Genomic DNA, 11,744 nt, shown 5'->3' with positions numbered 1-11,744 from the left:
ACTAATTAAAGAAGTGGATCAATTTTGGATGCAAATTAGGGGTTGAAGTGGATCAATTTTCGATGCAAATTAACAGGGGTATTGGGTACTAGGGAAAGAAAAATCAGTCAAAATGTGGTTCGGCAAACCGAAATTATGGGCTCGAATTAAATTGGGGTTGTTATTATCGGCATACTTGATATTTAATTATTTTGTATACCTGAAAGCAGCTTATCATGGCATAACGCATACACTGTTTGCTGTTAGTTGGTTTTTAGTTACCAGTTACTTGCTATATTGCACCAGCAAAGTGATAGTAGATAACTCTAAAATTCAATTACGATGACCTACGCATCATAGAGCTGTTAACATAAGAGCTTTTTCTTCCTAGTTCTTTTGTCTAATCGATTCAGTCAAAGATTTGTTGAGTCTTGTTGGAATATCGACTTCCTTGGGAGTAGTATAATTAGACTTATATTAGCAATTGCTAACGGACCGAGTTTGGCACATAAGAGACACTCGTCTCTCACTCAAGATGCCGTGTAGTATCACGGCATGACGCTTTTGAATTGCTTTTTCTTCCACCTTCCTCTTCCGTCAGCGAAGCTTACCTCATTCGTAGTAACGATTTTTGTTGCGTACGCGTTAAATTTCACATTTTAACTACCCCCGTCCTCTGCTAAAATATGCCGCAAAATTTTTCCGTGTTTCTCTGCGATACCAAAGCGTTAACGACAGAGACTTTGTTAGTGAGATAAATATGACTTTAACAACCCGTTTTGCGCCAAGTCCAACTGGTTATTTGCACGTTGGTGGTGCCCGTACAGCCCTGTATAGCTGGTTATTTGCCAAAAAAAATGGCGGTGATTTTGTGCTTAGGATTGAAGATACGGATTTAGAACGTTCAACGCAGGCATCTGTCGATGCAATTATGGACGGCATGAACTGGTTGAAACTTGACTGGAACTTAGGTCCTTTCTATCAAACCAAGCGTTTTGATCGCTACAAAGAAGTGATCCAGCAATTACTGGATAACGGTCATGCTTACCGTTGTTACTGTACGCCGGAAGAGGTCGAACTGATGCGTGAAGAGCAGCGCGCCAAGGGCGAAAAGCCGCGTTATAACGGTATGTGGCGTGAGCGCACCGATTATCCAGCAGACAAGCCTTACGTAATTCGTTTTAAAAACCCTCTCGATGGTTCGGTTATCATTGAAGATTTGGTGAAGGGCAATATTGAAATTTCCAACAAAGAACTGGACGATTTGATCATTGCCCGTTCGGATGGCTCTCCAACTTACAACCTGACAGTTGTTGTCGATGACTGGGATATGAAAATCACCCATGTTATCCGCGGTGACGATCACGTTAACAATACGCCTCGTCAAATCAATATCCTGAAGGCCCTTGGAGCACCATTACCTAAGTACGCCCATATTCCGATGATTCTCGGCGATGATGGCAAGCGTTTGTCGAAACGTCATGGCGCGGTTGGCGTAATGCAGTACCGTGATGACGGTTACCTGCCAGAAGCCTTGCTTAACTATTTAGTGCGTTTGGGTTGGTCTCATGGCGACCAGGAAATTTTCTCACGCGACGAAATGATCGAGCTGTTTGATTTATCCGGTTGTAACCGTGCGCCTTCAGCCTTTAATACGGAAAAACTAATCTGGGTAAACCAGCATTACATGAAGTCATTGGACCCTGAGTATGTTGCCAGTCACCTGCAATGGCACATGGACGAGCAGGGCATTAATACTGATAACGGTCCGGCATTGTCAGAAGTTGTTAAGGTTCAGGCCGATCGGGTAAAAACCTTAAAAGAAATGGCGCAAATCAGCCGTTATTTTTATGAGGAATACCAGGAGTTTGACGAAAAGGCAGCGAAAAAGCATCTGCGTGGCGTCGCGAAAGAGCCGCTTAAGCTGGTAAAAACCAAATTGGCAGCAATTTCCGAGTGGACACCTGAGAATATCCAGGCAGCAATTAATGGTACCGCAGATGAGCTTGAAGTCGGTATGGGTAAAGTGGGTATGCCATTACGAGTAGCGGCTACTGGTGGTGGTAATTCGCCTTCACTGGACGTGACATTGGCGTTACTTGCACCCGCGCAGGTTGTGTCTCGGATCGAAAAAGCCATCGCCTTTATTGATGCTCGAGCTCAGCAATAAGCGACTACACTGTAACTAAGTCTTATTAATACCAATTACATTAAATTATTGCTCACTCAGTGAGAATTTAAAGGCTTTTAGGCAAGGCTTTGATTGCAGAGAATGGTCGCTCCATTGTCAAAATCAGTAATGCCGTATAAAAGCCTTTAAAACTCACCCGTAGGGAGTTTATCAGAGGTCCATTTACGGCCCTATATTTCATTAATATAGAATGACTATATCAATGAAATCTATGTTGCAACTGAACCTCTGCCCTAACTCTGAGTTGTGCACAAACTTAGTGTAATTGGTATAAAATAACGCACCGCTCATCTATTCTATGAATGGCGTGCGTTTTTTACCAATAGCGAATGTTAGCGCTATTGATGACCATGCCCGAAGGAGCATAGATTTTTGCAATTTGATCAATTTAATCTGGATAACCGACTCGTTAAAGCCATAGACCACCTGGGTTTTGAAAAGGCATCAGACATTCAACAACAGGCGATCCCGGCCGCGATGGCAGGTCATGACCTGATTGCGTCTTCAAAAACCGGCTCCGGCAAAACCCTGGCATTTTTGTTGCCGGCATTACATCGTTTGATTCGCCAGAGGGCGTTGGCAAAGCGTGATCCGCGGGTGGTAATTTTGACCCCGACCAGAGAATTGGCAAAACAGGTATTTGGGCAGTTGCGTCTGGTAAGCGCCGGTACCCAGTTCAAGTCTGTGTTGATACTTGGCGGTGAAAATTTCAATGATCAGGTAAAAGTGCTATCCCGGGATCCGCATATCATTGTTGCTACTCCGGGCCGACTTGCTGATCACCTGGATCAAGGTCATTTTTACTTACATGGATTAGAGCTACTCATACTTGATGAAGCGGATCGTATGCTGGATTTAGGCTTTGCCGATCAGCTTAAACGTATTCATCAGGCTGCGGACCATCGCAAGCGTCAGACTTTGATGTTTTCGGCCACCATGGATCACCAGCAGGTTGAAGATTTTGCGTTGGATTTACTGAATAAGCCGAAGCGAATTGCAGTTGGAGAAATTACCTCTGAGCACAAGGATATCCAGCAACGCTTTATTTTGAGTGACCATCTCGATCACAAAGAAGCCTTGCTTAATCATCTGTTGAGTAATGAATCGTTTCAGCAAATGATTATTTTTACCGCGACCCGTGCGGATACCGAACGACTGGCAAGCTTCCTGCAGGAGCAGGGGATAAGCTCACTGGCGTTAAGTGGCGACTTGAAGCAATCTGAGCGTAACCGAATTATGGAACAGTTTGGCAAAGGCCAGGCGAAAATTCTGGTGACGACGGATCTCGCTTCCAGGGGCCTGGATTTGGTCAATGTATCGCATGTCATTAATTTTGATTTACCCAAACATCCTGAAGAGTACGTGCATCGTATCGGTCGCACCGGTCGGGCAGGTGAAAAGGGTGATGCAATTTCATTTATTGGCCCGAAAGACTGGCAAAGCTATCTCAATATTCAGGCATTTTTACAGCAACAAATTGAATTTAGCGTGATCAATGGACTGCAGGCCAACTTTAAAGGGTTAACACCAAAAGCGACACGCAAAGCAAAACCTCAGGGACGCAGCGATAAACCGGTGCAGAAAAAAGCGGGTAAAGCCAAGGCTAAGCCGAAAAAGCGTATTTTTCATGAAGCTGAGGATATCGGTGATTTACCAGTTATGCGGCGCAAGCCAGGGGAATATGTCGACGACGGTGAATAATACCTGAACCAGAAAAAAGAGCATCAATTATGATGCTCTTTTTTTGTATGCAACCAGTTAGGTAGTTGGGGCTACCAGTTCTTGCTCTGGCACCTGATATTTATCATAGAGATTGGCTTTTATGATGCCTTTTCGGTGTTTTAACGCCGACTCTAACTTTTTAACCGAGTCGCCAATGGCTTTATATAAATCATCGGCAACGGCGGAAACAGAAACTTTGACATTTTCATACAATGTGGTGACTTCGATTTTTTGGATATTTTTCTCCACTTTCAGGATGATATCGAGAGACATTAAGTCGGGGAAATGATTCGCTACTTTAGCGTACTTGCTGTGGATGACATCGGCGATAGCCTCGGTTACTTCTACGTGATGGCCTGAAATATTTATTTTCATACAGCTCTCCTTTTTTCGAGTCTTCATAATAAGCATGGGGACGAAAGTTTATCGTTACAAGCTTAAATTGATAAAAATTTTAAATTATTGAGAGTAGGGGTCCTTGTTGTTAAGTAAATTTTAAAACCTATTGTTTTATATAGGATATTTTTCGTTCATATCCAAGTAAGCTGTTTCAATAAGTCGTGTCAGTATCGTCATATCGATGTCTGCGAGCTTGTTAATGTACAAGCAGGATTTGCCGATTTTGTGCTTGCCTAATTTATTCAATAACGGCTGGTACGGTGCAAATCCCGGCATAATGTATATGGCGATATTTTGTTTTCGCGGCGCAAAGCCGGTTCGTAAAAAGTCTCCTTCACGTCCTGATTCATAGCGGTAATGATATTGACCGAAGCCAATTATGGAAGTTCCCCAAAGTTGAGGTTTTTGTTTGGTGATGCTGCTAAAAAGTTGCAACAGTTGCTCGCTGTCCTGGCGTTTCACCGGGTGTTCGATAGCAGCGATAAAGGTATCGGGATTAAGGTCTGTTAACTGGGTTTTGTTTTCGCTCATTAACCACCTTAATCGTTTTTCGAACTTGGTTTCAGCTTACTCCCATTGTTATTAAATTGACAAGCGTTAAATTCAAAGCAATTAAGTTTGTTAAAATCACAATGACCTTTACACAATCTAATAGCCTGAAATGTAGAGCGTTATTGCGTTGTGAGCGGTCGCCCATTAAATTTATCAAAGCCTGAAATCAGCCAATAAAAAAGGAGTCCGAAGACTCCCTTTGTGGCTTTAGGTTAACCCGTAAACTAACCAGCCTGGCTGGCTAAGTACTCTTCATAGCCGCCGGCAAAATCGACATAATGATCACCTTTCAATTCAATGATCCGAGTCGCTAACGACGAGACAAACTCACGGTCATGACTGACGAAAATCAGTGTGCCTTCATACTTTTCCAAAGCAATATTGAGAGATTCAATCGACTCCATATCCATGTGGTTTGTCGGTTCATCGAGTACCAGGATATTTGGATGCTGCATCATCATTTTGCCGAACAGCATGCGCCCTTGCTCACCACCAGACAACACCTTTACAGACTTTTTAATATCGTCCTGGGAGAACAGTAAACGTCCGAGAAAGCCTCGTACTACCTGCTCATCGTCCTCGGGTTTTTTCCACTGGCTCATCCAGTCAAACAGGGTCATATCCTGTTCGAATTGATCCGCATGATCCTGGGCGTAATAGGCGATATTGGCATTTTCTGACCATTTCACTTCACCGCTCTCAGGTTGCAATTCATTCATCAAGGTGCGCAAAAACGTGGTTTTACCAATACCATTTTCACCGATAACCGCAATCTTTTCGCCAACTTCGGCCATCAAGTTAACGTTGCTAAAAATTGTCTTGTCATCAAATGCCTTACTCAGGTTTTCGATCTCGATGGCGTTGCGGAATAGTTTCTTTTCCTGTTCAAAGCGAATAAACGGGTTCACACGAGATGATGCTTTTACATCATCCAGTTGTATTTTATCGATTTGCTTAGCACGGGATGTGGCTTGCTTGGCCTTTGATGCATTAGCCGAGAAGCGACGAACGAATTCCTGAAGTTCGGCAATCTGGGCTTTTTTCTTAGCGTTATCCGCCATTAAACGCGCTCGAGCCTGAGTGGCAGCCAGCATGTATTCATCGTAATTACCCGGGTAGATGCGTAACTCACCGTAATCCAGGTCAGCCATATGGGTACAGACACTATTTAAGAAGTGACGGTCATGGGAAATAATAATCATGGTTGAATTGCGTTCATTAAGAACGTCTTCAAGCCATTGAATCGTGTGAATATCCAGGTTGTTGGTCGGCTCATCAAGTAGCAGGATGTCAGGATCGGAAAACAGCGCCTGTGCCAACAGCACCCGCAGTTTCCAGCCCGGTGCAATTTCGCTCATTGGGCCAAAATGCTGGTCAATTGGGATGCCAACGCCCATTAATAATTCACCGGCGCGGCTCTCGGCAGTATAACCATCCATTTCGGCGAACTGGGTTTCCAGATCGGCAACTTTCATACCATCTTCTTCACTCATCTCTGGTAAAGAGTAGATACGATCACGCTCTTCTTTGATTGCCCAAAGTTCGGTGTGTCCCATGATCACCGTATCAATAACCGAGTAGGTTTCAAACGCGAACTGGTCCTGACGAAGTTTACCAACGCGTTCGTTAACATCGACCGAAACGTTGCCGCCGCTTGGTTCTAAATCGCTACCAAGGATTTTCATAAAGGTGGATTTACCGCAACCATTGGCGCCAATCAGTCCGTAGCGGTTACCGCCGCCAAATTTAACTGAGATGTTTTCGAAAAGAGGTTTAGCACCAAATTGCATGGTGATATTCGCTGTGGTGATCAATGCACTATTCCTGAATATGGGCTTAAAAAATTGCCGGCATTATAAAGCAATGCCTGGCAGATAGGAATGGTGCGATGCTTGAGCGCTAATACCAAATGTAATCAGGGAAATCTTACAGGGGAGCAGGCTTCATGGTTTTGATTTCGATGGTATTGCCAAGGGGGTCCTTAATGTAAACCGACTCGCCAAAACCCTGGGCGCCATAATTGTCGTGAATATCGGAACATTCAATACCATGATCGGCAAACCAGGTGAGTAAGTCATCATCAATCGTTTCGTTTACGGTCAGGCAGAAGTGATCGACATTGTTGCAGCCACGTTGGTTTGCAGATTTACCGTTGAGTTGAGTTTGATCATTGGGTCCGGTTAACAGGTCGATGATGGAAAAGCCGGCTCGCAGCTGGGTTAAGTGAAACTCTGGTTCCTGGCGTTCGACAACACAGCCCAGGACCTGACAATAAAAATTAAGCATTTCCTCAGGAGATTTCTGAGCATTGAGTACGATATGATCGATATGTTGAGGTGTCAGCATATTGTTATTCCTTTATCCATGGTGAGCGGTTCGGGTCAGTCTGCCCCTGCCTACCCGAAACTCCCTTGCCCGGAGTTAACTCCATGTAATTAAAGCAAAGTTCAATGTTGGGTGTTCTAGTATAGGCAAATATTACAATTCCGCCATAAATCACCGGCTACCCTTTGATTATAGTGTTGGTATTAGTAATAAACGAATTTGCTGCTCATCGGTAGCATATCCAACTGTTTTCATGAATAGCTGACTCGCTTTGCCGCACCGGTGTTAATTATCACTTGGCGAATGCCGGACAGGGTTTTACAATGGGTTAACAACAACACTGGGCAGAAAGGACAATCACTGGCATGTTATCTGATAATAAATATCGCCTTCTTATACCAATACTTGTGTCGGCCATGCTGGCCGCGTGCAGCACGTCACCAACGGGACGCACACAGCTACTTATGCATTCACCGGATGAACTGAATCAAATGGGCGCACGCTCTTTTGACGAGATGAAAAAGCAGGAAACCATTTCCCAGGATGTGGCGGTCAATAAATTTGTCCAGTGTGTTGCCGATGCGATCACCGTAAATGTCGATTCCAGCGTTCATCAGGGAAGCTGGGAAGTGGTGGTTTTTGACTCGGACATGGTCAATGCGTTTGCCTTACCGGGTGGTAAAATCGGCGTATATACCGGGATTTTAGAGGTGACGGAAAATGCCGGGCAATTAGCGGCTATCGTTGGTCATGAAGTCGGGCACGTCATTGCCCAGCACTCGAATGAACGGTTAAGTTCTGATCAAATCAGTAAAGTTGGTCTCGCAGTTGCGGGTACTGGCCTGGCGCTAAGTGATGTGGATAATAAAGCGTTAATCCTGGCGGGTATGGGGATTGGTGTTCAATATGGTATTTTAATGCCCTATGGCCGCACCCATGAAACTGAAGCCGATATTATCGGTCAGGAGCTGATGGCGAAATCCGGATTCGATCCGAGTGCTTCCGTGGCATTATGGCGCAATATGGCAAAAGCCGGCGGTGGCGAGCCACCTGAATGGTTGTCTACGCATCCATCCAATCAAACCCGCATCAATAATTTGAGTAAACACCTGGAAAAGTCTGAGCCTATGTATGCGGCTGCGACAACACGTCCGCAATGCCCAAAACCTAAAATTCCCACTCCGAAAAAATCGCAATAGAAAACTCAACTTTCTGAAATAATTCAACACAGCAACACAGACCTTTTGCCAGATTTCTTTGGCAAAAGGTCTGTAGACTTGAATTTGGATATGCTAAGCTTGCCGGCGAATTTTTTACAGAAGAAGCTATCATGTCAGAAAATAAATTTGAGTCTATTGAGCAACGTGTTAGTTACGGTGTCGGTCGTCAGTTAGGCGATCAGTTGCGTAACAACCCATTTAAAGAATTTGATGTAGCAGCAGTGCAGGCTGGTATTGCCGACGCATTGGCTGGAGCTGCAAGTGCGGTTAGCCAGGAAGCTCTACAGGAAGCTTTCACTGTTGTTTCTAAGAAATTGCAAGAGCAAGAAGCTGCAGCAGCAAAAGAAGCGGCTGCTGCCGGCGAAGCATACCTTGCTGAAAACGCCAAGCGTGACGACATCACAGTGACAGAATCAGGTCTTCAGTATGAAATCCTTGTTGAAGGTAATGGTGACAAGCCAACTGCATCTAGCACGGTACGCACTCACTACCACGGTACTTTCCCGGACGGTAAAGTGTTCGACAGTTCATACGATCGCGGTCAGCCAGCTGAATTCCCGGTTAACGGTGTTATTGCCGGTTGGACGGAAGCCCTACAAATGATGCCTGTTGGTTCTAAATGGCGTCTGCACGTACCTTATCACCTGGCCTATGGCGAGCGCGGTTCACAAGGCGCGATCCCTCCATATGCAACCCTGGTGTTCGATGTGGAACTGTTAGATATTTTATAATTGAGTAAGCCGGGTTATCCCGGCTTTCTTTTGGCTGAAACGTAAAGAATTAGAAATAATACCAATCACATTAAATTATTGCTCACTCAGTGAGAATTTAAAGGCGTTTAGACAAGGCTTTGATTGCAGAGAATGGTCGTTCCATTGTCAAAATCAGTAACGCAGGATAAACGCCTTTAAAACTCACCCGTAGGGAGTTTATCAGAGGCCCATTTACGACCCTAGATTTCATTAATATAGAATGACTATATCAATGAAATCTATGTTGTAACTGAACCTCTGCCCTAACTCTGAGTTGTGCACAAACTTAATGTGATTGGTATAACAAGATAACTTGCGGTGACATAAGCTGAAGTAAAGGCGCTAATGATTCGATTCATTCGCAAAGTGACCTGTCGCTTGAGCCTTGCAGCTTATCGCCAATATATTTGAAGGATCATCAATGACAATAAAAGTCGCTATTTTGGGTTGTTCCGGTCGCATGGGGCAAAACCTGCTAAAAGCTGCCATTGAAGCAGACGATATTATTCTGGTGGGCGGTTCCGTTCGTCAAAACTCTACCCTGGTAGGCGTTGATGCCGGTGAGTTGTGTGGCATGGGTAAAGTAGGGGCACCAATTACCGCCTCAATGGACGAATTGTCGGCGGCAGATGTTTTCATTGATTTTACCGCACCTGGTGCGACATTAACTCACCTTGATTGGTGTGCTACTCATCACAAAGCCTTATTGATTGGCACCACAGGATTTGACGCCGATGAAGAGCAGCGAATTCGTGATTACGGTAAAAAAATTCCGTTGGTATTAGCACCCAATACCAGCGTTGGTGTCAATCTGTTGTTTAAGTTATTGCAAATTACCGCTCAGGCGATTGGCGACTATACTGATATAGAAATTTTTGAGGCTCATCATCGCTTCAAGAAGGACGCCCCGTCAGGCACTGCAGTGAAAATGGGGCAGGTGATTGCCGATACCCTGGGTCGTGATTTAAATGAGTGTGCGGTATATGGACGAGAAGGTATCAGTGACGAACGAAAAGCCGATACCATAGGCTTTGCAACCGTGCGAGCTGGCGACATCGTAGGCGAGCATACGGCATTTTTTGCAGATTTGGGAGAACGTCTGGAAATCTCTCACAAGGCAACGTCGCGGATGACGTTCGCATTAGGAGCAATGCGTGCTGCACGTTGGTTGAGCTCAGCAAAAAATGGTTTTTATGACATGCAAGATGTACTTGGATTGAAATAGATAATTGTAGTTTTTGACGGTTTGGTTAAGTTTTTAACCTGAAACCGTTAATTAGTTTTAATTTGTTATAGACGGATTACTCTGTAACGCGTAAAATGCGCGGAATTTGCCAAAAATTAGCTTTTGGCATTAAATCCGCTCAATAATTGTTAGATTTGCTTGGGAAAGCTCAATATTTAGCAGTTATAGACTATTTCTTCACTATGGAGGTTAAATTGACTAAATCTGCCATCTTGGTGCTGGAAGACGGCACTATTTTTAAGGGCACTGCAATTGGTGCAACTGGGGCAGCCGTTGGCGAGGTTGTATTTAATACGGCGATGACAGGCTATCAAGAAATTCTTACTGATCCATCCTACGCTGAACAAATAGTCACTTTGACTTATCCGCATATCGGCAACACCGGTACCAATTCAGAAGACGCAGAGTCTGCCGATGTCTGGGCCAAGGGTTTGGTGATCCGTGATTTGCCATTACTGGCAAGCAATTTCCGTAATGAACAAACCTTATCCGAATACCTGGTTGCCAATAATATTTTAGGTATCGCCGATATCGATACTCGCAAACTGACCCGAATTCTTCGCGAGAAAGGTGCACAGAATGGCTGTATTATGGCCGGTAGCGACCTTGATACAGAAAAAGCGCAAACCTTAGCCAATGATTTCCCTGGCCTGAAAGGCATGGATCTGGCGAAAGTGGTTTCCACCAAAGAGCAATACACCTGGTCTGAGGGAAGCTGGCAGCTTGGTAAAGGCCATGTGAGCCCTGAAGAGTTTCCACATCATGTCGTTGCTTATGACTTTGGCGCCAAACGTAACATCCTGCGCATGCTAGCTGACCGCGGTTGTAAGCTAACCGTAGTACCGGCACAGACACCAGCCTCTGAAGTATTAGCGATGAATCCAGATGGTATCTTCCTTTCCAATGGCCCGGGCGACCCAGAGCCGTGTGATTATGCCATCTCTGCCATTAAATCTTTCCTGGAAACCGACATTCCGGTTTTCGGTATCTGTCTTGGTCACCAGCTTTTAGGCCTGGCTTCAGGCGCCAACACAGTAAAAATGAAATTTGGTCACCATGGTGCTAACCACCCGGTTAAAGACATGGGCCGCGACGTGGTTATGATCACTTCGCAAAACCACGGTTTCGCCGTAGATGAAGATACATTACCTGCAAACCTTGAAGCGACTCACAAGTCATTATTCGATGGTTCATTGCAGGGTATCCACCGCACTGACAAACCGGCATTTAGCTTCCAGGGTCACCCTGAAGCAAGCCCAGGTCCACATGATGCGGCACCATTGTTCGATCACTTCATCGAATTAATTAACGAATACAAAGCCAAATAAGCGCCAGCTAACTGAATAGATAGAGTAGAA

At 44.8% G+C, this 11,744-nt stretch carries 10 protein-coding genes; 6 read left to right on the top strand and 4 right to left on the bottom strand.

Translation table 11 applies throughout. The annotated features are described in order from the left end of the window. Positions 1-739 precede the first annotated feature (739 nt). Complete coding sequence (gene gltX, locus E8M12_RS13910; protein ID WP_136736868.1) at positions 740-2,149, top strand: glutamate--tRNA ligase; 1,410 nt, start codon at positions 740-742, stop codon at positions 2,147-2,149. A 393-nt stretch (positions 2,150-2,542) separates the two neighbouring features. After that, a complete protein-coding gene (locus E8M12_RS13905) occupies positions 2,543-3,871 on the top strand; it encodes a DEAD/DEAH box helicase (protein ID WP_136736867.1) in 1,329 nt (442 codons plus the stop codon). 57 nt (positions 3,872-3,928) lie between these two features. Here E8M12_RS13905 and hpf read toward each other — a convergent pair whose 3' ends face one another. The 4 genes from hpf to E8M12_RS13885 all read right to left on the bottom strand — a co-directional run bounded on the left by hpf (position 3,929) and on the right by E8M12_RS13885 (position 7,189). Continuing rightward, positions 3,929-4,267: a ribosome hibernation-promoting factor, HPF/YfiA family gene (gene hpf, locus E8M12_RS13900; RefSeq protein WP_136736866.1), complete on the bottom strand. Its 339-nt coding sequence runs from the start codon at positions 4,265-4,267 to the stop codon at positions 3,929-3,931. 135 nt (positions 4,268-4,402) lie between these two features. Continuing rightward, positions 4,403-4,822, bottom strand: a complete 420-nt coding sequence (locus E8M12_RS13895) for a DUF1801 domain-containing protein (RefSeq protein WP_136736865.1) — start codon at positions 4,820-4,822, stop codon at positions 4,403-4,405. Between the two features lie 245 nt (positions 4,823-5,067). Next, positions 5,068-6,657 (bottom strand): ABC-F family ATPase, encoded by a 1,590-nt coding sequence (locus tag E8M12_RS13890; protein ID WP_136736864.1) that lies wholly within the window; start codon positions 6,655-6,657, stop codon positions 5,068-5,070. 112 nt (positions 6,658-6,769) lie between these two features. Further along, positions 6,770-7,189: a VOC family protein gene (locus tag E8M12_RS13885; protein WP_136736863.1), complete on the bottom strand. Its 420-nt coding sequence runs from the start codon at positions 7,187-7,189 to the stop codon at positions 6,770-6,772. A gap of 344 nt (positions 7,190-7,533) precedes the next feature. Between E8M12_RS13885 and E8M12_RS13880 the strand changes: the two genes are divergently transcribed. From E8M12_RS13880 to carA, 4 genes are all read left to right on the top strand, one after another. Next, a complete protein-coding gene (locus tag E8M12_RS13880) occupies positions 7,534-8,367 on the top strand; it encodes a M48 family metallopeptidase (RefSeq protein WP_136736862.1) in 834 nt (277 codons plus the stop codon). Positions 8,368-8,498: 131 nt separating this feature from the next. Then, complete coding sequence (bamJ, locus tag E8M12_RS13875) at positions 8,499-9,119, top strand: BamJ family beta-barrel-assembly machinery protein (RefSeq protein ID WP_136736861.1); 621 nt, start codon at positions 8,499-8,501, stop codon at positions 9,117-9,119. Positions 9,120-9,561: 442 nt separating this feature from the next. Further along, entirely contained in the window at positions 9,562-10,365 is an 804-nt protein-coding gene (gene dapB / locus E8M12_RS13870; protein WP_136736860.1) for a 4-hydroxy-tetrahydrodipicolinate reductase, read from the top strand. 215 nt (positions 10,366-10,580) lie between these two features. Next, positions 10,581-11,714, top strand: coding sequence for a glutamine-hydrolyzing carbamoyl-phosphate synthase small subunit (gene carA / locus E8M12_RS13865; RefSeq protein ID WP_136736859.1), 1,134 nt, complete (start codon positions 10,581-10,583; stop codon positions 11,712-11,714). The last annotated feature ends 30 nt before the right edge of the window (positions 11,715-11,744 follow it).

It is taken from the genome of Thalassotalea mangrovi (genome assembly GCF_005116735.1).
GTDB lineage: Bacteria > Pseudomonadota > Gammaproteobacteria > Enterobacterales > Alteromonadaceae > Thalassotalea_A > Thalassotalea_A mangrovi.
This window is presented reverse-complemented; position numbering and strand designations above follow the sequence as displayed.

Coding starts and splice junctions, on each gene's coding strand:
- gltX (WP_136736868.1), top strand. CDS start 740: ATGACTTTAACAACCCGTTTTGCGCCAAGTCCAACTGGTTATTTGCAC.
- hpf (WP_136736866.1), bottom strand. CDS start 4,267: ATGAAAATAAATATTTCAGGCCATCACGTAGAAGTAACCGAGGCTATC.
- E8M12_RS13895 (WP_136736865.1), bottom strand. CDS start 4,822: ATGAGCGAAAACAAAACCCAGTTAACAGACCTTAATCCCGATACCTTT.
- E8M12_RS13885 (WP_136736863.1), bottom strand. CDS start 7,189: ATGCTGACACCTCAACATATCGATCATATCGTACTCAATGCTCAGAAA.
- E8M12_RS13880 (WP_136736862.1), top strand. CDS start 7,534: ATGTTATCTGATAATAAATATCGCCTTCTTATACCAATACTTGTGTCG.
- bamJ (WP_136736861.1), top strand. CDS start 8,499: ATGTCAGAAAATAAATTTGAGTCTATTGAGCAACGTGTTAGTTACGGT.
- dapB (WP_136736860.1), top strand. CDS start 9,562: ATGACAATAAAAGTCGCTATTTTGGGTTGTTCCGGTCGCATGGGGCAA.